Annotated in this window: 20 protein-coding genes; 15 read left to right on the forward strand and 5 right to left on the reverse strand. The window is 66.6% G+C overall.

Annotated elements, in window-relative coordinates:
* The first annotated feature begins 60 nt into the window (after window positions 1-60).
* From QRN63_RS20240 to QRN63_RS20260, 5 genes are all read left to right on the forward strand, one after another.
* A complete protein-coding gene (locus tag QRN63_RS20240) occupies window positions 61-747 on the forward strand; it encodes a TetR/AcrR family transcriptional regulator (RefSeq protein ID WP_285032467.1) in 687 nt (228 codons plus the stop codon).
* 326 nt (window positions 748-1,073) lie between these two features.
* A complete protein-coding gene (locus QRN63_RS20245) occupies window positions 1,074-2,438 on the forward strand; it encodes an MFS transporter (protein ID WP_285032468.1) in 1,365 nt (454 codons plus the stop codon).
* 218 nt (window positions 2,439-2,656) lie between these two features.
* Complete coding sequence (locus QRN63_RS20250; protein ID WP_285032469.1) at window positions 2,657-3,361, forward strand: transporter; 705 nt, start codon at window positions 2,657-2,659, stop codon at window positions 3,359-3,361.
* 28 nt (window positions 3,362-3,389) lie between these two features.
* Window positions 3,390-4,028 (forward strand): MspA family porin, encoded by a 639-nt coding sequence (locus tag QRN63_RS20255; protein WP_285032689.1) that lies wholly within the window; start codon window positions 3,390-3,392, stop codon window positions 4,026-4,028.
* 24 nt (window positions 4,029-4,052) lie between these two features.
* Window positions 4,053-4,619, forward strand: coding sequence for a hypothetical protein (locus QRN63_RS20260; RefSeq protein ID WP_285032470.1), 567 nt, complete (start codon window positions 4,053-4,055; stop codon window positions 4,617-4,619).
* Window positions 4,620-4,892: 273 nt separating this feature from the next.
* Here the strand turns inward: QRN63_RS20260 and QRN63_RS20265 are convergent, their stop codons facing one another.
* The 3 genes from QRN63_RS20265 to QRN63_RS20275 all read right to left on the reverse strand — a co-directional run bounded on the left by QRN63_RS20265 (window position 4,893) and on the right by QRN63_RS20275 (window position 8,641).
* On the reverse strand, window positions 4,893-6,194 hold the full coding sequence (locus QRN63_RS20265; RefSeq protein ID WP_285032471.1) for an NAD(P)/FAD-dependent oxidoreductase: 1,302 nt from the start codon (window positions 6,192-6,194) through the stop codon (window positions 4,893-4,895).
* A gap of 197 nt (window positions 6,195-6,391) precedes the next feature.
* Window positions 6,392-7,597, reverse strand: a complete 1,206-nt coding sequence (locus tag QRN63_RS20270; RefSeq protein WP_285032472.1) for a PucR family transcriptional regulator — start codon at window positions 7,595-7,597, stop codon at window positions 6,392-6,394.
* Window positions 7,598-7,660: 63 nt separating this feature from the next.
* Window positions 7,661-8,641 (reverse strand): SGNH/GDSL hydrolase family protein, encoded by a 981-nt coding sequence (locus QRN63_RS20275; protein WP_285032473.1) that lies wholly within the window; start codon window positions 8,639-8,641, stop codon window positions 7,661-7,663.
* A 210-nt stretch (window positions 8,642-8,851) separates the two neighbouring features.
* Here QRN63_RS20275 and QRN63_RS20280 point away from each other — a divergent pair, with 210 nt between their 5' ends.
* The 5 genes from QRN63_RS20280 to QRN63_RS20300 all read left to right on the forward strand — a co-directional run bounded on the left by QRN63_RS20280 (window position 8,852) and on the right by QRN63_RS20300 (window position 15,321).
* Entirely contained in the window at window positions 8,852-10,423 is a 1,572-nt protein-coding gene (locus tag QRN63_RS20280) for a flavin-containing monooxygenase (protein ID WP_285032474.1), read from the forward strand.
* Complete coding sequence (locus tag QRN63_RS20285) at window positions 10,420-11,484, forward strand: alpha/beta hydrolase (protein WP_285032475.1); 1,065 nt, start codon at window positions 10,420-10,422, stop codon at window positions 11,482-11,484. Before QRN63_RS20280 ends, QRN63_RS20285 begins: the two co-directional genes overlap by 4 nt.
* Before the next feature lie 126 nt (window positions 11,485-11,610).
* Complete coding sequence (locus tag QRN63_RS20290) at window positions 11,611-12,963, forward strand: CitMHS family transporter (protein ID WP_285032476.1); 1,353 nt, start codon at window positions 11,611-11,613, stop codon at window positions 12,961-12,963.
* Between the two features lie 50 nt (window positions 12,964-13,013).
* The gene (locus QRN63_RS20295) at window positions 13,014-14,657 is read left to right on the forward strand and encodes a sensor histidine kinase (protein ID WP_285032477.1); all 1,644 of its coding nucleotides are present in this window, start codon (window positions 13,014-13,016) and stop codon (window positions 14,655-14,657) included.
* Window positions 14,647-15,321, forward strand: a complete 675-nt coding sequence (locus QRN63_RS20300; RefSeq protein WP_285032478.1) for a response regulator — start codon at window positions 14,647-14,649, stop codon at window positions 15,319-15,321. The genes QRN63_RS20295 and QRN63_RS20300 overlap by 11 nt, the downstream gene beginning before the upstream one ends.
* On the opposite strand, the gene QRN63_RS20305 is transcribed toward QRN63_RS20300, so the two are convergent.
* Window positions 15,260-16,648, reverse strand: a complete 1,389-nt coding sequence (locus QRN63_RS20305) for an amidohydrolase family protein (RefSeq protein ID WP_502888170.1) — start codon at window positions 16,646-16,648, stop codon at window positions 15,260-15,262. The two genes, QRN63_RS20300 and QRN63_RS20305, sit on opposite strands and share 62 nt — an antisense overlap.
* Window positions 16,649-16,653: 5 nt before the next feature.
* Entirely contained in the window at window positions 16,654-17,823 is a 1,170-nt protein-coding gene (locus QRN63_RS20310; RefSeq protein WP_285032480.1) for a nitrate ABC transporter substrate-binding protein, read from the reverse strand.
* 226 nt (window positions 17,824-18,049) lie between these two features.
* Between QRN63_RS20310 and QRN63_RS20315 the strand changes: the two genes are divergently transcribed.
* Genes QRN63_RS20315 through QRN63_RS20335 form a run of 5 tightly spaced genes read left to right on the forward strand, consistent with a single transcriptional unit; the run spans window position 18,050 to window position 22,514 of the window.
* Window positions 18,050-18,841, forward strand: a complete 792-nt coding sequence (locus tag QRN63_RS20315; RefSeq protein WP_285032481.1) for an ABC transporter ATP-binding protein — start codon at window positions 18,050-18,052, stop codon at window positions 18,839-18,841.
* Entirely contained in the window at window positions 18,838-19,695 is an 858-nt protein-coding gene (locus QRN63_RS20320) for an ABC transporter permease (RefSeq protein WP_502888167.1), read from the forward strand. The genes QRN63_RS20315 and QRN63_RS20320 overlap by 4 nt, the downstream gene beginning before the upstream one ends.
* Window positions 19,696-19,735: 40 nt before the next feature.
* Window positions 19,736-20,782, forward strand: coding sequence for an isopenicillin N synthase family dioxygenase (locus QRN63_RS20325; protein ID WP_267316534.1), 1,047 nt, complete (start codon window positions 19,736-19,738; stop codon window positions 20,780-20,782).
* Window positions 20,783-20,820: 38 nt separating this feature from the next.
* Complete coding sequence (locus tag QRN63_RS20330) at window positions 20,821-21,813, forward strand: isopenicillin N synthase family dioxygenase (RefSeq protein ID WP_285032482.1); 993 nt, start codon at window positions 20,821-20,823, stop codon at window positions 21,811-21,813.
* A gap of 41 nt (window positions 21,814-21,854) precedes the next feature.
* On the forward strand, window positions 21,855-22,514 hold the full coding sequence (locus QRN63_RS20335) for a GntR family transcriptional regulator (protein WP_267316532.1): 660 nt from the start codon (window positions 21,855-21,857) through the stop codon (window positions 22,512-22,514).
* Window position 22,515 lies beyond the last annotated feature (1 nt).

The following is a 22,515-nucleotide window of genomic DNA, read 5'->3' on the forward strand; positions in this document are numbered from 1 at the left end:
GTGAGCTCGGTCCGCACTCGAGCGCCGTAACCTTGGACCCAGCTGCCAACAGGAGGACAGATGACCGCCGCACGAGGATCCGCGACTCGGCCCGCCTCGAGTCCTTCGGAGCTCGACCGCTCAGCCGACATCGCGAACCTCGGCCGGGTCTTCGATCTGAATGTCATGCGCGAACGCATTTTGGCCGCGGCCATCACGAACGTCGCCGATCACGGGTTCGGTGCGTTCACGGTCCGGGAAGTCGCGGCCGTCGCCGGCATCAAAGCGCCCGGACTGTACAGCCATTTCCCATCGAAGGAGGCGATCCTCACCGAGGCGGTCTCCCGGGTGCTGGCCGACTTCCTGGAAAACTCAACGCATGTCGACGGTGTCGATCCCGAAGCAGACCTGCGCGAGACGGTACGACAACACGTGCTCTACCAAATGCACAACATGCACATCGCCCGCGTCGCCGATCTCGTCCTCTACACCGCCTCCGCCGGCCAGTTCTTGTCGACCGACGACTACGACAGACTGCTGGCCCTGCAGAGTGCCCACCTCAATCTGGTGCGCGATCGCGTGACGGCCTTTGCGCCCGACGTGTCAGAAACCAAGGTCACCGTTGCCTCGATGGCCATCATCGCGATGTGCGATCGAGTCGCGAACTGGTTCCCGGCAGACGGTGCGCGCGACCCCGAAGAACTGGCCGATCTGCATTGGCAGCTGATACGCGCCATGCTCGTCGGACTCGGCCCGGACCGCTCCTAACCGGCGCCCCCTGGGGTCACCGCCCCGCTCACCCGGCCGGCCACCCGAGGCGATTTCACGTCCGTTTTGCCGGCAACGCGTCGGGCCACCCGCCATCGATCCCATCGTGGCGAATCATCACTATACGCCTAAATCTCAAGGGCGCGAACGTCATTCGTGAATGTTCCGAAGAGCCGCGAACGACGAGACCAACCAGCCGTTGACATGACTTTCGCGCGGCAGTAACCTACGTCACTCATACGAACGAATATTCGTTCGGTCACACCTCTGGCAGTCCGCCGACGCAGTCGGGCGCAATCCGGATTTGATCAACAAAAGGACAGCAGATGAGTCTGCCCGAGTTGGCGGCCACGCGTGCCGCCGCCGCAGGTGCCGTCGCGTGGGTCTTGATTCGACGTAATACCAAACAGCGCAATATGTTTCATGCCCATACCGCATGGCCGACGGGTGTCACGGAAGAACGTGTGCGCCGCAACGGCATCGAGGACACGCTCGAAAGCCCCCGTATCGAGGCGCACGCGAAGAGCCGGTGGTCGGTCTTCACCGCGTACGGGCTCCTGGCCGCCGCCACCCAGGCACTCGTGGTGAACTACGCGCCCGTGACCGGCGACGCCGCCCGGCATTTCGGCGTGTCAATCGCCGCAATCGGTTGGCTGTCACAGGTTTTCCCGCTGATCTACGTGCTGCTCGCCATTCCCGCAGGCCTGGCACTCGATCGGTTCTTCCGCCCGGCCCTCATCGCAGGCGCGGTACTCACCGCGGCCGGCGCGTTCCTGCGGCTGGTCGCCGGTGACTTCACCTGGACGCTGATCGGACAAGTGGTCGCGGCGGTGGGCCAGCCTTTCGTCCTCAACGCGATCCCCGGCCTCGCCGTCAGCTACCTCGCCGTAAAGGACCGCGCCACCGGCATCGCCGCCGCGTCCTCCGCCACATTCGGTGGCATGGTCGTGGGATATCTGCTCGGCGCTTGCCTCCCGGGCGAAAACCACGTCCACACCTTGACCGTCATCACTGCGCTGCTCGCCCTCGACGCCGGGCTGTGTCTCCTAGCGGCACTTCGCTTCGCACAGCCACTGGGCGGCCCGGAGTCCATTCGCACGACCGGAGGAATCCGGGCCTTCCGCACCGCATTCGGCAACCGCTATCTGCGGCGCCTGTGCGCGGTCGTCGCCATCCCGATGGGCACGTTCATCGCGCTCGCGACCTTCGTACAGCCACTGCTCGAGCCCTCGGGTGTCTCGGAATCGACCGCCGGCCTCGTTTTGGCCGTCACCATGATTGCCGGGGTCATCGGCTGCGCCGTCGTACCGGTGTGGGCCGATCGACACCGCCGGGAAGTCCAGATCATGGGCGTCGGAATCGGTTTCACCGCGGTGGCGTGCCTGCACCTGGCGCTGGCACCCAGTACGACGATGGCCTTCCTCACCCTGATCGGAGTGGGTTTCGTGCTACTTCCTGCGCTGCCCATCGTGCTGGCACTGAGTGAGCGCCACGCGCCCGATGCCGAGAGCACCGCGGCGGGACTCATCTGGATGGCCGGCAATCTGGGCGGCGTCGTCATCGCCACGGCCGTCGGACTGCTCGTCCCGCATCCGGCGACAGCTTTTCTCACTCTGGCCGCGGCGACCCTCATCGCGATGCCGGCACTTCGCTGGTTCGACCGACTACAGCGCCACGAAACTGCCCCCTGAGCTCGTGGGCGGGCCGCCAACCAGAGTGGGCCACACAGCGGGAATTCAGATATGTGCACCCTGCACCGCTTCCGAAGCAAAAGGGGTGAGCACCGTCGTTGTGACCCAGCTCACCAGACCGCGACAGTAGTGCACCGCCCAACGAGCAACGGCGGGACATCTACCCCGTCACATACCGGCGTCCCGCCATCAACCGCACTTCGAGAGGAATTACCACCATGAAGGACCTCGTGTTCCTGGCAGCCGCTGTATGGCTGGCGGCCGTCGGCTACTACATCGGATGGAAGTTCATCCGCGACTACGGCAACTACCTGCTCGGCCTGGAATCCTTGATCGTCGGAGTTTCTGCCACCAATTTCCTCGTCGGGTCGTTGCTCGGCGCCACGGAGGGCGGGATCGCCTTCGACGTCTCCTTCTTCCTGGACGCGTTCTCCCGGTCCGTCGGTTTCACGCTGATCCTCGTCATGGGCCTGATGGCGGTCACCCATCGATACAAGCCGACGGTCGCTGTCGAGGTCGGTGTCTTCGGACTGGCCGCCGTCGCCGCGATGTTCCTGAGGAAGTTCCACGACGAGACTCTCCACGTCGGGCCGGCGACGTTCTACCTGATCGCCAATCTGCTGACGACAGCATTCCTGGCGTTCTTCGCCAAGAAAGTCTGGGACGCCGGCGCCCGGAAGCTCGCCATCGCAACAGGTTTGGTCACTGCGGCCGCGACGGGCATCGCGATCATCTACGACTTCTGCCCGCTCCCCGTCGACGACCAGAACCGCACGTTCTTCTACACCGCCGCGCTGGCGACGTGGGGCGCCCAGGGCGTCATCTACCTTCGTGCCTACCGCGCACTGCATTCCGCCAACGTCGCTGCGGACACACAGACGAGCTCGAGTCAGCGAGCACACCTCCGGCACAGCTTCGGATGATTTCGATACCCAAAATGAAAGGAAAACAATGAAATTGAAGGTCGGATCCGCGCCTGTCCTTGCCGCTGCGGCAGTAGCCGCGTCGGTGGCGAGCCTGTGCGCGGCACCTGCGGTACATGCCGCGCCGGTCGATATGGCTCCGCAGGTCTACGACAAGGTATCCCCGGACGGTTGGCATCTGAATCTTCAGATCAAGAACGAAGTGGTGAACTCCGTTCCCAATCTCGCTGCGGCGGCCAACTCCCGTGAAGCATTCGTCACCGCCACGGCGACGGCAACGGCAACGGGAGGCGGAAGTCCAATCCAGGACAGTCTTTTCATCCTCGGATATCAATTGGGTTGCCAATCGGACGTTTCGGCGGGTCTGGTCATGGGTGGCACGGGCGGCGTCGCGGGTTCAGCGGGCGTACCGTCCGGTGTCGGCGGCACCATCGGTGCAGCGGGTTTCTTGGAAACCATTGTCCAGCCCGGCGTCATCGTCGATCTGCCGATGACCAACATGGCGCTGAGCCCGGGCAACACCGCGTCGCTGGGCGTTGACAACCTGCACATCAAAGCCGACGCCTGTGGCGGCGACGTCAACATCCGCTCCTATGCGTACTTGCGGATCTCGACTGCGGCCAGCCATTTCTCATACGCCATCTACGGCGACCCGATCAAGATTTGACCGCCCATGAAAATGGAGAGCTCTGTGCCACAACTCCGAGTCAGTCGATTCATCGCGGGCAGTGCGATGATCCTCACGATGGGTTCAGTCTGCAGCGGTGTCGCGAGTGCGGACCCGATTCTGCCGTTTCTCCCGGGAACGCCCACCGCCCCCTATCCCGGGGCATACACCTACGAATTCGGCACGGGCGCATACACATATCCGCCGCACATGACCGACACCCGCGGGGTGAGAACCAGCGGTCCGACCGCAGACCCGACCCAAACCAGTGTCAGTCTGCCCAACAGCAAGCCGGGTCCGTCAGCGCCCAATCAATCGTTCATCCTCAATTACACCAACATGCGCTACGGGGTCCAAGGCGGCATCGTGCCTCCCGACAGCACCTCGGCCCTGATGCAGTCCGACACCGGCACGCTACCGGGCATGGTGTCCAGTGCAGGACCGTGGCCGCAGCCATTATTGGAAAGCCCCACCGGGACACCACCGAAAACCGGGGTGCCCACCGGCGAGGCGACGAATGCGGCCCCGCCGAGCTACCCGCAACTGGAGCCGCCCGCCCAGCCCGCGCCCACTGAGCAGCCCGGGCAATAGTGATGGCCACCGTGCTCAACTCAATCTGGATCCGCGCTGCGGCAGTTCTTCTCGTCGTCGGCATGTTCACCGCGGACTGCGGCAACGACGACCACCAGGCTCCCAGCTCACCCGCACCGACGAGCACCTCCCCGGTCCAACCCACAGAGAAAGGCCTGTCACCGCCCGAGGCTCCGCCGTTCACCTCACCACCCCCGCCGACCGACCCCAACAGAGCTGTTACGTCGCCCCCTGGTCGTTGACCAGGGGGCGCACCCCGCAAAGCCGCCCGCCTCAGGAGCGCAATCTGTCAATCTCGTCCGTAAGGCGGTCCAACGCCCACAGTGCACGTGCGCCGAGTGCGGAGAATTGCGGGTTGGGCGGGAAGGAGCTTCGGTCGTACCAGACGGCCCGCAGGTCCTCGTGCATCTCATCACCCGCCAACCGATCAGCCAACAGTGTGCCGAGGTAAGGAGCCTGGGTCATGCCATATCCGTTGCACCCGTTGGTGTAGAGCACTCGAGAGTTCGATCGGCCGGCGACCGGGAGCAGCGTCGGTGACATCCCGATCCAACCGCCCCAGGTCTTTTTCGGTGCGACATCACGCAATGACGGGAACGCCTCGCGGAAGCCGCGCAACAGGTCCGTTGCGACTGCCGGGTCGGTGGTCCTGGCACCCAGCGGGCCCTGCGGCGCCTGCACATTACGAGTTCCGAAAACGATCGTGTTGTGCGGAGTTTTCCGGAAATTCGAGACGATGAGGTTGTTCGAGACGAAACCTGCCGGATTCGTCCACCCGGTATTGTCCAGACGCTCCGGGTCTATCGGCTCCGTCTCCAGCAGAGAGACCCACACCGGAGCGGCCAGCCGGGGAGGCGCGAACGGCAGATCGGCCGAATAGCCGTTGGTGGCCAGCAGCACCCGGTCGGCATGCACCTTTCCACCCGGCACTGTGATGACGACCGAGGACCCGCCGGATTCCAGATCCTGCACCGGGGTCTGCTCGTAAACCCTTGCGCCGGAAGCCAAGAGCACATCCCGCAAGCCGAGCGCATACTTGCCCGCATTACACAGACCGCCCGCAGGTTCGTAGACTCCGCCGATGAACGCATGCGGCAACCCGAACTCGCGCCCGTCCACGTACTCGGCTTCACTGCCGAGGGCCCGAAGGGCGACGGCGGCACGCTCGGCATTCTTCGCCCGATGACGCGTCGTGCTGGCCATGCTGACCCAGCCGACACGGTTGTAGTCGCACTCGATCTGATGGCGTTCCAGCAGGTCTTCTGCGAAGCTCAGCGCCGACCTGGCGAATCGGGCAACTCCGGGCAACCGGCGCGGGTGTACTGCGGACAACATGCGCGGATCGCCACTGAGCGCATCACACAGGTACCCACCGTTGCGCGAGCTGGCTCCCCAGCCACAGATTCCGGCCTCGAGCACCACGACGTCGACGCCGCGCTCGGCCAACCGAAGGCCGGCAGCCATACCGCCCACACCAGCGCCGATGATCGCTACGTCACAACGAATTTCGCCCTGGAGAGCCGGAGCCGTTACCTCCGGCTTATCCACCCATCCCGTATCAAACAGGTATTCCATACCGGTCCCTTTCTGCGAAGACTTCACGATGACGCCCCGAGACTAGGGAGGACCACCCCATGACGGCATCGTCGCCGAGACCATCTTTGTGAATGAAAAACAGTGTCTACGGCACAGTTCGTCGGCCGAGCCCTCCGCCGACCGGCGCTGCGTTCAGTTCGATTCCGCAATCCTGCCGGCTGCTACCTGGTCGATTCTCAGGTCGATTTCGAGGCGGCCCTTTCGAAGCCGATGAGGACTACGAGATCGGCCACATCACGTGGATTATCAAGCGATTTGCCGGTGAGTTCCTGAATCTTGTTGAGTCTTTGGCGCACCGTGTTGGGGTGTCTATCGAGTGCTAGTGCGGTCAGCCGCACGGAACCGCCGCAGTCGAGCCATCGCTCAAATGTTTCGAGGAGATGCTCACGAGTTGCCTGTGGTAGCCGCAAGACTTCACGGAGAGTCTGTTCACTGAGCAGCCGCAGTACCTCTGGGGATGTTGCAACCGTCGCTGTGCGGGCCACGTTGTCGCCGAAGATCACCACTTGCTCGCGCTCGCTGGTCGTCTCAGCCGCGAGTTGGGCCAGCCGCCACCCCTTCGGGATTTCCAAGGCGGAAACCGGAATGCTGATGCCTGTGGACGAGGCTCCTAGACGGACCAACGCATCCTTCAATTGCCTTGCGCCGCTTTTGCTCTGAACAGCGATGATGCCGACCTGAGCTTCGGAGCCCAATCGCCACGCCGAGTCAAACGACTGCCGGCGCAGTAAGTTCTCGACATTTGGCAGCGGCGCCTCGCCCAGCTTTGCAACGATGACGACGGCCACGCAATAGAGCGGAGCCGTCGCGATCATCAATTCACCGAGCCTGGCAAAGGTTGTGTCGGGATCGGGCATCGCACCTGCCAGAAGCGCGTCGACGAGCACAGCGTTGCGCTCGGCGCGTTGCATCTTCCGGTTGGTCTCCACCTCCCGATACGCCCCCACGAGTGCTTCATCGATCTGGCTCATCAATTCCCAGTGCGCGGCTGTCACATCAACGGCCGTCTCCATCGACACCGCCCGGCTCCGCAGACTGATGAACAGGTGACGCCAATCCGAGTCGAACACCATTCGCCGCAGCGTTTGCGCGTCGGCAAGAGCAACCCGAGCCTCACAGCAGCGCGCTCCGAGCCCGCGGGCAAGCGCCAGATCCGGTGGGCGCCCTTCGATCAGAGACGCCACCACATCGGCGTTTATCCGCAGGATGCAGTCGATGACCTCCGAAAGCCGCATTCCGTCGGGTTCAGCGAACAAACCGCCGATCGAATCCTCCACGCGTTCGGCAACTTCAGCAATGCGCTCAATTTGTCCGTCCGAGATGACATCGGCCAGCAGAGTTCTGGCATCCACCGACATGTCATCCACACCGTCGCGTGCCACACGACGATGCTATCCCCGCCCGATCACAACCAAGGATTACAGCGCTGCACCCAGCTATGTCGGCTATCTCGCATCGAGGGTCTTGTTGATCTGCGCGGCGATTTCGGTCATGGCCCGCAGCGTCGGGTGATAGGCCATGGGCCCGTAATTCAGCGGACTCGCGGAAAACGTGTAGCCGTAAACCCACGGATCGGCCGCACAGATATCGTGCCCGCGAGTCAGGTCGGCTGCCGACACCAGCACAGACCCCGTCGCACGTGCGGCCTCTTCTGTTTTGGCGGCAAGCGTTTTCGCCAATTGTCGAGCTCTGTCGAACTGCGCGTCGGTGATGGGCAGCTTGGCAGGACAGTACCCGGCGTCGGGCAGGACGGTCGTGTAGTTGACGTACACGACCGTCGCCTTCGGCGCCCTCCGGTGCGCTTCGACACCGATTTCCGTCAAGCTCGCGCCCACCTGCGCTACCGCCCGGTCGCCATCGGCATCCGACTTCACATCACAGACGCCGAGCCGCCACGCCCACGACAACGCGCCAGGGTCTTTCGCACACGACCACGCGAACAAGTTCGGCAGGTAGTAGACGTCATTGCCGCCCGCTGTGATGGTGACGAGCTTCGTGTTCTCTCGGACCGCATCGAGCTGGGGTGGTTGGAAGAACTGCCCGCCGTGTAGCACGTTCTGCGCCGTTGCACCCGAGCACGTCATATCCGTGAGGTTCAGGTGGCGTAGCGCGGCCAGCTGATGCGCGTAGTTGTTGCCGGACCGGATGCAGAGGGCCGGGCTCGTCGGGTCACGGTCGGGGACGCCGGGACCGGCGCCGAACGAACTGCCGAGGGCCACGTAGTCATGGTTGCCGGCAGGCGCCCGCTTGCCCTGGTAGTAAATCACCGCGACCAGCCCACCGATCACCAGCAGCACGACCACCAGTAGTGCGCCAAATACCTTCAGCGCCAGCAACAAAGCCCGTCTCGACCGTGAGCGGGGTCCCTTCCGTTGCGGCGTGGTTCCGGGCTCATCGAACGAATCTCCGCCACGCTTCGCGTTCATTGCTGACCCTTTCGGTTCGCCGACGTGCAGGGAGTATCGCCCAAAGCGCGCGGATCAGCCAGTGCGGATCCGGGCGGCTCGCAGAGCGGTGCGAATCACACCATCGGCGGATAGAGGTTGTTGCATTTCGGTGTGGTGCGCACCACGTCGACCCCGGCAATCTGAGGCGCATCGCAAGGCGCCAGTGCCGGCGCAGGAAGGAAACGACAGATGAGCATCCCAGTACCCAGCCCGGAGTACTACGACGTCGTGATCATCGGCGGCGGCATCTCGGGAATCGGCGCGGCGGCGTATCTCACTAAGGAGTTCCCGACAAAGAAGATCGCACTGCTCGAGGGCCGTGCCGCCAGCGGCGGGACGTGGGATCTGTTCCGGTACCCCGGCATTCGCTCCGACTCGGACCTGCACACCTTCGCCTACGAGTTCAAGAGCTGGCGCGACGAGAAGGCGATCGCCGACGCACCGCTGATCCTGGACTACCTCAAGGAGACCGTCGAGGAGTACGGCCTCGACAGGATCATCAGGTATCGCCACCACGTGGTGGCCGCCGCGTGGTCGAGCGACGACGCGGAATGGGTGCTGACTGTCGAGGTCACCGATGCCACCGGTGCGGTGCACAGCGAGGTGATCAAGGCGGGGTGGGTCTACGCCGGCACGGGCTACTACCGGTACGACGAGGGGTACACCCCCGAGTTCGAGGGTCGGGACGACTTCGAGGGCGACATCATCCACCCGCAGTTCTGGCCCGAGGGCTACGACCACTCGGGCAAGAAGGTCGTCGTAATCGGCAGCGGCGCAACCGCAATCACGCTCATCCCGTCGCTGCTCAAGGGCGAGGGCGCAGCCGACCACGTCACCATGCTGCAGCGCACGCCGACGTACATCATGTCGCTGCCGCGCGTCGACACGCTGAGCCTCAAGCTCACTCGGCTCCTCGGAGAGCGGCGCGGCTACCTCGCGACCCGGTGGAAGAACGTGTTGCTCGACTGGGTGGTCGTCGAGCTGATGACCAGGTTCCCCAAGACCGCACGGCGCGTCATCCGTCACCTGAACAAAAAGCAACTGCCGGCGGGGTTCGACGTGGACCGGCACTTCAACCCACCGTATGACCCGTGGGACCAGCGGCTGTGCCTCGCGCCCGACGGCGACTTCTTCGCGTCGATCCGCGACGGCGGCGCGTCGGTGGTGACCGATCGGATCCGCCGCTTCACCAAGACCGGAATCGAGCTCGAGTCCGGCCAGGAACTGCCGGCCGACGTCATCGTCACCGCAACCGGACTGAACCTGCGGCTATTCGGTGGCATCGACCTGACCGTCGACGGGCGACCCGTCGAGCTGTCCGACGCGGTGGTGTACCGCGGTGCCCTGCTGTCGGGCATCCCGAACTGGATGATGGCGATCGGTTACACCAAATCGTCTTGGACACTGAAGATTTCGCTACTCGGCAAGAGCCTCATCGAACTCCTCCGGTACATGGACACCCATGGGTACGACACCGTCGCCCCGTATGCGGCCGAGGGCGTCGGCACGCGTTCGATCCTCGATCTGGACGCCGGCTACATGCAACGTGCCAAGCGGGCCCTGCCGCGTCAAGGCGACGCTCTGCCCTGGCAGATGCGGAACGTGTTCCTCGAGGACCGGAAGATGTACCGGGGGTCGATCATCGACGACAATCTGCGGTTCAGCTCGCGACTGGAGCGCGAACTCGCCGTCGGCGGCACACAAAGCGAGACTCGCCGCGCCGAGATCAGCCGGGCAGCCTCTGGACGAGCCGCGTCATGACGGCGATCATCGCGGCGTCCGCGGCACCGGACGGCCGATTGACGGGCCGCGAGTTGATGCAGCGCGCGCTGTTCACGGCGCTCGGCCGGGTTCCGCAAGCAGCCCTCCGCCGGCTGGTCCCGCCGACCGTCAACGCCCACGGCGACGTGATGGCGCCGGAGATCGCGCTGCTGATGCGTTTTGCCGCAGAGGAGCCTGATTTCAGCGATGGCACCGTGGCCGAGGCACGAGCCATCATGGAGAACGACTGCCGGGTCTTCGCGGACAAATCCGCGAACTTGGCCGTGGACGTGGACCCCGATATCGTTCTCCCCAGCGGCATTCGGGCCACCCTGTATCGGCCGAAGGTGCGCGCCAACGGGCTCGTACTGTTCCTGCACGGCGGCGGTTTCGTCCTCGGCAGTCGCGAGGCGTACGACTCCCCCGCCCGCCTCATCGCGGCCCGCGCCGGAGTCAACGTGCTGTCGGTCGAGTATCGGCTGGCTCCCGAGGCCCCCTTTCCCGCTGCGGTCGACGATGCCTGGGAGGCATGGCAATTCGCTGTCGGACACTGCCCGGACTGGGGCATCGATCCGGCGCGCATCGTCTTGCTGGGTGACAGTGCCGGCGCGAATCTCTGTGCGGTGCTGTCAAACCAGCTTCAGGACGAGGCACTTCGCCCCCGGATGCAGGTGTTGATGTATCCGGTCGTAGATGCCGTGGGCAGCTACCGCTCGCGTGCGGAGTTCGCGGACAACCCCGCCCTCACCGCCAAGCAGATCGAGTGGCTGTCCGAGCTGTACGTGCCCGATCCTGAGGACCGAACCGATCCGCGCGTCTCACCGATTCTTGCGGAGGACCTCTCCGGGGTGCCGCCGACACTCGTCACCGTCGCCGGTTTCGACACCTTGCGGGACGAGGCGATCGCATACGCCCAGCGGCTCAAGGACTTCGGCGTCCCGACCCGCCTGTTGCGGGAGGGCGGCCTGGTGCACGGGTATATCTCGATGACCCAGATCAGCCCAGCAGCCCGCGATGCGGTGAGCCGCGTCGCCGCCGCGATCCGACACGCCCTGCACTAGTCACCCGGCAGCACAACGCCGAGCGAAACGCGCAAAAGCGCGACTAATACGTACAAGCTCGCATTGTGATGCCGGTTACAGCGACCCTTCTGAGATTGCTCCAGTCACTCACTCAGGAGATAGCTGATGTTGGTTGCCCTCGGCCTGACCATGGTCGCCGCCTTCATGGTCGTCATCATGACCAAGCGCGCCACGCCCATCGTGGCGTTGATCGCCGTTCCCGTGACCTTCGGCCTGCTGGCCGGGGCGGGCAGCGGCATCGGGAAGATGATCACCGACGGCATCAAGGACCTGGCGCCCACCGCCGCGATGCTGTTCTTCGCGATCGTGTTCTTCGGCATCATGATCGATGTCGGACTGTTCGACCCGGTGATCCGCACCGTGATCCGCATGGTGGATCACGATCCGGCGCGACTGGTGGTCGGCACCGCGGTGCTCGCGGCGGTCGTCTCGCTCGACGGTGACGGTTCGACCACCTTCATCGTCACGGTCTCCGCGCTACTCCCGCTCTATTTGAAGCTGGGGGTGAGCCCGGTGGTGCTCACCGTGGTCGCCGGCTTGGCGAACGGCACCATGAACATTCTGCCGTGGGGCGGCCCGACCGCGCGCGCGGCGGCTGCACTGAAGATCTCTCCGTCCGAGGTGTTCGTCCCGATGATCCCGTCGCTGATCGCCGGAATGTTCATCGTGCTGGCGTTCGCATGGCACCTGGGAGTGCTGGAGCGCAAGCGGATCGGCTCGATCGTGGTTCGCGAGCGGGTCCTGGCCGGTGTCGGAGGTGGGTCGGAACCAACGGGCCTCGGTGGCGGCGACGCATTCGAGGGTGCCGCCGACGACTCGGGCGCGATCTCCGGTGAATTCGCTCGACCAAAACTGTTGTGGTTCAACGCGGTCGTCACCGTCGCACTGCTCGCGGTGCTCACCATGGACATCCTGCCCATCCCGGTGCTCTTCATGATCGCCGCCGCGGTGGCCCTCATGGCGAACTTCCCGCACGTGGCCGAACAGCAGGCCGCGATCACCCGGCATGCGTCGTCGATCGTGTCGGTGGTGGGCATGGTGCTCGCCGCCGCTGTGCTGACCGGAGTATTCAAGGGCACCGGCATGGTGGAGGCGGTGGCCACCTGGGTCACCGGCATCATCCCCGAGTCGATGGGTCCGCACCTGGGCGTGATCACCGGCGTGCTGTCCATCCCGTTCACGTTCCTGATGTCCAACGACGCCTTCTACTTCGGCGTCCTGCCGGTGCTCTCGGAGACCGCGAGCCACTACGGGATCAGCGCGGCCGAGATGGCGCGGGCCTCGATCACCGGACAGCCGTTTCACATGCAGAGCCCGCTGGTCCCAGCGATCCTGCTGCTGGTCGCCCTGGCCGGCGTGGGACTCGCCGATCATCACAAGAAGGTGTTGTGGCGTGCGGCGGTGGTCTCGCTGGTAATGCTGGTGGTGGGCGTCGCCCTCGGCCAGATACCGCTCTGACGCGCCGATCCGCGGCGGATCCGTCGTCGACAGCGATAGCCTCGACCCCCATGCCGAGGATCCGATTACGCACGCAGATCCTGATTCTGCAGATGGTGATCGTGACCGCCAGCCTGGCTGCCGGTTTCGGCATCATCATCCACCGCGCCGACACGCAGACCCGAACCGAATTCGCGCGTCGCGCCCAGGCCATCGCCGAGACGGTGGCCTCGGATCAGGAGGTCCAGGCCGGCGCAGCCGCCCAATCCGCAGCGCGTCGGGCCGGGCACCCGGCTTCGGCCGCCGAGCTGGCCACCGCCCCGCTGCAACGGCAGGCCGCGGCCATCACCGCCCGGACCGGAGTGCTGTTCGTGGTGATCGCCGACGACGCCGGCTACCGCATCGCACATCCAGACCCGACACAGCTGGATCGGCCTCTGAGCACCGATCCGTCCGCCGTCCTCGGTGGCGAGTCCGAACTGACCGTGCAGCACGGCACTCTCGGCGATTCGGTCCGCGCCAAGGCACCGATCCGCGGTCCAGACGGCACGGTCGTCGGCCTGGTGAGTGTCGGCGTGGCGATGGATACCGTCAATGCGGCCACCCACCGCACCCTGGTGCTCATGGTGACGTTGGTGGCGATTGCACTCACGGTGGGCGCTATCGGCTCGGCTCTGTTGACCAGGCGGTGGCGCCGCCTGACCCTGAGCCTGGAGCCCGAGGAAATGGCCGAGCTGATCCGCGAGCAGGACGCGGTATTGCATTCGGGCGCAGAGGGAGTCATCGCGATCGACGCGAAAGGCATCGCCCGGGTGATCAACGAGCGGGCGCGGGAGTTGCTCGGTATCACCGCTGCACCGGGGACACCGCTGCGCGATCTGGGACTGACGCCCCGCGTGGCTGCCGTCGCAGCGGAGCCGACGACGGTGCCGGTGGCCGCGGCCGTCAATGAACGCGTGGTGCTGGTGTCGTCCCGGCGGGTGCACCGCGACGGCACCGATCTGGGCACGGTGCTGACCGCAGTGGACCGCACCGACATCGAGGCACTCACCCGGGAGCTGGACTCGGTGCAAGCCATGAGCTCGGCGTTGCGGGCACAGCGCCACGAGTCGGCGAACCGCCTGCACGTGGTGGCAGGCCTGCTCCGCGACGACCGGACCGCCGAGGCGCTGAGCTACCTCGACGAGATCACCGGGCGAGCCGGCGTGGCCCCCGTGCCAGGTCTGGAACGGCTGGACGAACCACATCTGCGGGCGTTCGTCGGCGCCAAGGCCGCTCGTGCGCACGAGCGCGGCGTCGTGCTGCGGGTTGGCGAAGAGACGGCGCTGGTCGGCACACTCGCGCACCCGGTGGACACCACCACGGTGGTCGGGAATCTGCTCGACAACGCGATCGACGCGGCGGCCGAAAACGCGGCACCGGACGCGCACATCCCTGCGGTAGAGCTGGATCTGCTGCGCGACGGACATGATCTGGTGATCGTGGTGACCGACACCGGGCCCGGGTTCACTGTCGACGACCCCTTCCTCGAGGGGGTCACCACGCGATCCGACCCGACGGTGCCGGGCGGGCGCGGTATGGGCCTGGCCATCGCACGGCAAGTCGCGCGCGGACACGGTGGGGACGTCACCATCACCGCCCGCGGCGGCACGGACGGCGAGCCGACCACGGTGCTGGCCACGATTCCGGGAGGTGTTCTGGGCGATGACGCGTGAGCTGCGAATCCTGGTGGTGGACGACGACTTTCGGGTCGCGGCGCTGCACGCCTCGGTGGTGGACTCGATGCTCGGACTGGTCACGGTCGGCTCGGCGCGAACCATTGCGGAAGCCGGGACGATCCTGGCCGACGCCGAAGCCGCGCAGGCACCGGTGGATCTGGCGCTCGTCGACGTGTACCTACCGGACGGCTCCGGCATCGACTTGGTACGCAGCCTGCGTTGCGACGCGTTCATCTTGGGCGCTGCCGACGACGCGGCCAGCATCCGGGCCGGGTTCGCCGCCGGCGCCCTGCACTATCTCATCAAGCCGTTCCCGAACACCGAGTTGGCGCGCCGCCTGGCCGCATACACGGCCTATCGACGAATCCTCGACGGCCCACACCTGACTCAGGAGCAGATGGACTCCGCGGTCTCGGCGCTGCGGTCCGAGCGGCCGGCCACCAAGAAGGACGACAGCGCCCCGCTGACCGAGCGACTGATCGTGGACGCGCTCCGCGAGGCGGGTGAACCACTGCTGGCTGACGAGATCGCGCAACTGGTGGGCGTCGCGCCGGCGACGGCGCGGCGCTACCTCGCAGATCTGGTGCGGGCCGGCACCCTCACGATGGGCCTGCAGTATGGCTCCACCGGCCGTCCTCGACAGCGGTACGCCCTGACGTGACAAGTGCCGCCGTGAGGGCGTCCACGTCGATCCGCGTGCTGCTCCCGCCCGCGACAACCGCTTCACCGCCCACGAGAACGGTGTCGACGATGCGCGGCGTCCCGCAGGTCAGCAGCGTCGCGCCCGGGTCCGTCACAGGCAGGCACGCGAAGTCCCGGTCGAAACGCAGCAGGGTCAGGTCCGCGGGTCGCCCGACAGTGACCCCGCCCGGGACGTCCGCCACTGAGCCGCCGAGGGCGCGCGCGGCGCCATCGCAGGCGATCGAGAGCATGGTCGCGGTGTCGAACAGGTCCGCACGGCGGGCGTGCGCGCGCTGGACATACGCGCCCGCGCGCAACGTCTCGAGCATGTCCTGCCGGTCGTTGGACCCGGCACCGTCGACGCCTATCCCGACAGCGACGCCCTCGGCGAGCAACTCCGTGACCGGCGCGACGCCGGATCCCAGCCGCATGTTGGACACCGGGTTCCACGACACCGCCGCGCCGCCGGCGGCGAGCGTCCGGCGCGCGTACTCGTCCAGCTCGACGCCGTGCACCGCGAGGAGTCGCTCGCCGATCAATCCGCCCTCGGCGAGGTAGTCGACCGCCCGCATCCCGGCGTGCTCGCGACACAGCGCGTCGTCGGTGCCGGTCTCCGACAGGTGGATCATCGTGGTCAGCCCGCGCTCGGCGGCGAACTCCGCCGCGGACCGCATGCCCTGGATGGTGAGCGACCGCGGGTTCGGCACGGCCAGGCCGAGCCGCACCCGGTCGCTGGCGGCCGCGGCGAGGCGGTCGACGTCGTCCAGGGCGAAGTCCAGCGGTTGCATCAGCCGGGGATCGAATCCCCACTTGCGCGTGGGATCGGCCCGGTCGGCGATCCCCCTGCCGAGCACCGCCCGCACGCCGACATCGGCCAGCGCCGCGAGCACCGCGTCGTGCACCTCCCCGCTCGGATGCGGCCACATGTGCTCCACCAAAGTGGTGGTGCCCGAGAGCAGTCCCTCGAGCGCCGCGGCCACCGCCGCGAGGTACGCCCGCTCGGGAGTGACCGCGTTCATCGCCTCTCCCACGGCGAGCAGCCAGTGCAGGAGCGGCTGCCCTTCCCCGACCCCGCGGCACAGCGACTGCTGCAGGTGCGTATGGGTGTTGACGAATCCGGGGATCAGGTGCGCGCCCCTACCGTCGACGATGCCCGGACCAGGCGGCGGCGGGATGTGGTCGCGCACCGCGGCCACGGCACCGCCGGCGATCGCGACGTCGGCGTGCGCGCGCCACGCCTGGCCGGTCCACACCGTGACATCGGTGATGAGCCGCACCTGCTGGTCGACCAGCTGCGGCAGGGTCAGCGGCCTCACTTGATCCCGATGCCGCGGTCGCCGAACTGCGGGTCGAACAGGGTGGCGGGGTCGACCTTGGGGTCGACCTTCGCGCCCTGGGCGGCGAGGATCGGCGCAAGGTCGGTGACGAAGGCAGCAGCCCGAGCCGGGTCGTAGGTTGCCACCGAACCGTTCTCGTTCGCGATGAGCCCCTTCGACTTGAGAATTCCGGCGGCGTACTCGGCCTCGCCGATCGGGTACGGCGCGTTCGCCGTGTCCTTGGCGACCACCTCCGAGATGAGCTTGGCGGTGCCGCCGGGCGAGGTGACGAAGTCCGCGTCGGCCTGCTGGATGATCGGGACCAGCTTCTTCAAACAGGGCGCCAGCGCACCGAGCTTGTCGGCGCGGACGGAGACGTTCGAGGCGTACGGGTCGTAGCCCAGCTCGGAGAGGAGTCCGTACTGCACGGGCTTGTTCCAGGCGGGCGTGTCGTGCTCGTAGACCCACGGCTCCGAGGTGACGTATCCCTGCTGGACGATGGCGGGGTCGGCGACGAACCGGGCGGGGCTGCCGTCGTAGCTGGTGTCGAGCTGGGTCGGCTGGACGTACCCCTTGGCGAGCAGCCAGGTGGGAAAGGTCTGCTCCTTGGACACGACGACGGTGGCGCCCGATTCGGCGAGGCCCTTGAGCGTCAGCCCCGGGTGCTTGGCCGAATCCCACATCAGGATCGCCGGATTGTGGGTCAGCAGCGGGGCGACACCGACGACACGCTGGCTACCGCTCGCCGCCACCACTTGGTCGCCGTGCACCAGGCCGAGATCAATGGTGGAGTCGACGTACATCTGGGAGGCGACGGACTGGAAGCCGATCGCCGAGCCGCCGGACTTCAGTCGCAGTTTCACACCGGTGTCCTTGCCCTGCGCCACGAGCGTGCCGGTGACCGACTTGCCGGTGACGTCCACCGAGTAGTCGGCACCCAGCATCTGGAACAGGCCACCCATGTCGGCCTGGGGTCGCCACTGCAGCTGCACGGTCACCGTGGCAGGGCACACGTCGTTCAAACGCTGTGCGGGGGCGGCAGATTCGAACGAGACCGACGCTGCGGGACCGGCTGATGTGCCGCAGCCGGCGAGGGCCGCCGCACCGAGGCCGGCCACGGCGGCCACGGCGGCACAACGTGCGATCTGGAAGGGCGAGCTGGACATCTCTTCTCCTGCAATGGGACCGGGGCAGATGATCGACCCGGAGGAACGCCATGAGCCGGCGGGGACGATTACACACTCACCCACTGGTGAGTCGGTGGCAACTCCACTCGATGCATGTAACAAGAACTTCACAGCGCGGATATCCCACTAATTACATGCAATCTGCAGACTGGCTTTTGATCGCGGGCAGTCACTGCTCACGACGACGCCCATCCCGGAGGTTCTCGTGCCATCCCCCGCCCACCTCATCGACACTCGGAACGATGTCGACGCTCGCCACCTCAAAGCGGGCGACCAGGTCTCCTTCCACGACGTGTCCATGACCTACGCCACCGGCACCACAGCCCTGTCGTCGGTCACCCTGTCCGTCCGGCGCGGCGAATTCGTCGCCATCGTCGGGCCGTCGGGCTGCGGCAAGTCCACCCTCCTGCGCCTGGCCGCGGGACTCGAACGCCCGTCGGCGGGTCTGGTCGCCACCGGCACCTCGTCGGTGGGGTTCATCTTTCAGGCGGCGACGCTCATGCCGTGGGCGACGGTCCGCAAGAACGCTTCTCTGCTCGTGGAACTGGACGGCATGCCCGCCGCAGAGCGCACCGCACGGGTCGACGCGGCCCTCGCCTCCGTCGGTCTCGAGGAGTTCGCCCAGCAGCTGCCGAAATCACTGTCCGGAGGGATGCAGATGCGCGTCTCCCTCGCCCGCGCGCTCGCCCTTGAGCCCGAGCTCATGCTGCTCGACGAGCCCTTCGGGGCGCTGGACGAGCTGACACGCCAGGAGATGCAACTCCAGCTCCTGGAGCTGTGCGAACGCCGCGGGCTCACGTCCGTTTTCGTCACCCACTCGGTATCCGAGGCCGTCCTGCTCGCGGACAGGGTGATCGTCATGTCCGCCCGGCCCGGCCGAATCGCCGCCGATGTCGAGGTCGACCTGCCGCACCCTCGCGGTCCACTGCTGCGCTTCGAGCCGCAGTACACCGAGACCGTCGCCCGTATCTCGAAACTGCTGAGGGAGATCGCGTGACCGCCGCACTGGACCTGCCCCTGACGCGGACGACGAGCCCATCCACGCCCGCGCCGGCCTCCGTGTGGACCGCGCGAATCGGCCGGGGCGCCGTCGCCGTCGGCGCCCTGGCGGCCGGCATCGGCCTCTGGTACGCCGTGACGTACCTGGTGCTCAGCCCGTCTCGGCGGTTCCTCCTGCCCGCCCCGCACACCGTCCTCACCGAGTCGCTCCTGAACCCCGCCCACCTCCAGCCGATGCTCACGGCGCTGGGAGTGACAGCCAAGGTCGCCGGGATCGGCTTCCTCTTCACGACGCTCATCGGCGTCGCGGTCGGAGCGCTGATGAGTCAAACCTGGTGGCTCGAGCGCGCGATCTTCCCGTACGCCGTTGTGCTGCAGGTGGTTCCGATCCTCGCGATCACCCCGCTCCTCGGCCTGTGGTTCGGCTACAGCACCATGTCCCGGGTCGCGGTGTGCGTCATGATCGCCCTGTTCCCCATCATCACCAACACCCACTTCGGATTCCGCTCCGTCGACCCCGGCCTGCACGAACTGTTCACTCTGGGAAGGGCTTCACGGGTCCAGCGGCTCGTCCGGCTGGAGCTGCCCGCGGCGCTGCCGTCGATCCTGACCGGCCTTCGGATCGCCTCCGGCCAGGTGATCATCGGCGCCATCATCGGCGACATGTTCTTCGCACAGGGCAAGCCCGGCATCGGAACCCTGATGGACACCTTCCGCGCGCAGCTGCGGTCGACCGACCTCATCGCAGCGATCACCCTCGCCGCCGCCCTCGGCGTGGTCGTCTTCGTCGCATGTTCCGCGGTGTCGCGGCTCGCCGTCGGCCGCTGGCACACGTCCGGTGGCGCTCGATGACCACCCTCCTTTCCCCCTCGAGATGTGTTGGAGCACAAGGATGACCACCTTCACCGTCCCGCGTATCGACATCGCCCCCTACCTCGACCCTGCCGCGTCCAAGGACGCCGACCCCGCCTGCGCCGCCGTTGCCGCACGGATCGACGCCGCCTGCGCCGGCGTCGGCTTCCTTCAGGTGGTCGGGCACGGCATCCCCGCTGATGCGATCGACGGACTCGCCGCTGCGATCGACCAATTCTTCGGCGCGCCTACGGAATTCAAGCGCACCCTGCGCAGACCGGGCGAGAACCGCGGTTACACGCCGCCGAAGTCCGAGTCCCTGAGCATGAGCCTGGGCGTCGCTCCGGCCAACGCCATGAACGACTTCTACGAGGCGTTCACGCTGGGTACGGAGGCCACGGCCTACCCGCACGCGGACCTGCCGGTCGACGACTACCCGGACAACAGCTGGCCGGATCTTCTGGGATTCCGCGACGCCGTGGAGACCTACTTCCGCGAGGTGACGGTCCTGTCGCGGGCACTCTTGCGGGCCTGCTCCGACGCCCTGGGCCTGGGCACCGGGTACTTCGACCATCTCGTGGACCACTCGATCGACACGCTCAAGATGAACAACTACGCGCTCGCCCCCGGAGCGATCGAACTGGACGGCCCCCTCACCGGCATGGGTGCGCACACCGACTTCGGCATCCTCACCGTGCTGTGGGCCGATCAGGTTCCCGGCCTCGAGGTACTCGGCGCCGACTCCGTGTGGCACCCGGTGCAGCCGGACCCCGGAGCATTCCTGATCAACCTCGGCGACGCATTCGCGCGGTGGACCAACGATCGCTGGCGCTCCACCCTGCACCGCGTGGATCCGCCCGTCGTGGACGGACGAATCGAGCGGCGCCGTTCCGCGGCATTCTTCCTCGACGGCAACCACGACGCCGTCATCGAGCCGTTGCCCGGCACCGTCGAACCCGGGGCGAAGGGATACCCGCCGATCACCGTGGCCGCCCACCTGCAGGAGAAGCTCGCCGGGATGAAGACGGGACGCGCACCCGCTGGAGCCGATCGCGAAGCCGCGCGCCTGCTGGGCGCCCAGTCCTAATCCAACGACCTACCAAGACCTTTCGAGGAGACCGACAGATGAACGCGCAGTACGGAATGCAGGAACTGGACCTCGAGAGCCGCATGGGCGGCCTCGGAGTCGAGACCGAGCGCAGGGTCCCCCGGATCGACCTCACCGACCGCGAGGAGCGGCGCGAGGAGATCACCGATCAACTGTGGCGCGCCGCCACAGAGATCGGCTTCTTCCAACTGGTGGGCCACCCGATCCCACAGCATCTGGTGGATGCCGCGTTCGCCCGTGCCGCGGAGTTCTTCGCCCTCCCCGAAGAGACCAAAGCCGCTCTGCCGCTGGACAAACCCAACAACGTGGGCTGGGAGTTCTCCAGCCAGGTGCGGCCGTCGGTGGGCACGCCCGACCAGAAGGAGTCGTTCCAGATCACGCGACCGCACATGACCGGATTGTGGCCACAGGAACAGCAGCTTCCTGGGTTCCGCGACTTCATACTGGACTTCGAGTCACAGTGCTGGGAGCTGGCGATGTGGGTGCTGTCCTGCTTCGCCGACCGGCTGGGCTTCGACCGCGAATTCTTCACCCGCGCGCACGATCCGGAGTCGGACCAGTACCAGTCGACACTGCGACTCATCCATTACTACGCACTGCCCGACGAGTTACGCGGGGCCCCCGGCACCTGGCGCGCGGGTGCGCACACCGACTTCGACTGCCTCACACTGCTTTTCCAGCGCAACGGCCAAGGCGGATTGCAGGTGTGCCCGGGGCGGGAGGCCGACGCGCAGGAGTGGACACCCGTGGTGCCCTCCGACACCGCAATCACCTGCAACATCGGCGACATGCTGATGCGGTGGAGCGACGACCAGCTGCTCTCCACCTTTCACCGGGTGCGTGTGCCCGGCGCCGGCGAGTACGCCGGGCCGCGCTACTCGATTCCGTTCTTCGCTCAGGCCAATCGCGACGTCGTCATCGACCCGCCCGCGGGGACGTACCCGCCGATCACCGCGGCCGAGTACCTTCGTCAGCGGGTCGCCGCGAACTACGCCGGTCCGAGGGCATGAGCGCACCGGCCGCTGCCGGCGCCGCGAGGAGGTCGGTGCTGATGACTGCAGGGTCGGATTCCCTGCTCGGCGAAGCGGTGTACAAGCAGCTGCTGGACCGCATCTTCACGGGGCGGTTGCCGTCGGGCGCTCCGCTGAGCGTCCCGGCACTCGCAGCGGAGCTGGAGGTCAGCCGCAGTCCCGTCCGCGATTCGGTCCAGAGACTGGTCGCGGACGGGCTCGCAGTGCACACGCCGCACGCGGGCGCCCGGGTTGCGCACGTCGACGCCGCCGAGATCGCCGAGGTGTTTGCGGTGCGCGAGCTACTCGACGGGTACGCCGCCTCGGCGGCCACCATGCGGGCGACGACGGCCGAGGTCGACGAACTGGTGCGCCTCGTCGAAGACCAGAAGGAACGGCTCGCCGCTCCCGCCGACGCGCTCAACGAGGCCCGGTGGGACCTCGAATTCCACACCGCGGTGCGCGATCTCGCAGGCAACCGGCCCCTCAGCGAAGCGTTGCACCGGCTCGATGCCAAGGCCCACCTCTACAACAGCGGGCTGTGGTCCGACGACGCGGGACGCAGATTCGCCGTGGCCGAGCACGCCGCCATCGTCCACGCGATCCAGGTCGGTGACGCGGCGGCCGCGGAGCGTGCAGCGGCAGCGCACGTCGCCGCACTCGGAGTTCGGATGCGGCGCCTCGAAGGGACTACCGCCTGAG

It is taken from the genome of Mycolicibacterium sp. lyk4-40-TYG-92 (assembly GCF_030209435.1).
Lineage (GTDB): Bacteria > Actinomycetota > Actinomycetes > Mycobacteriales > Mycobacteriaceae > Mycobacterium.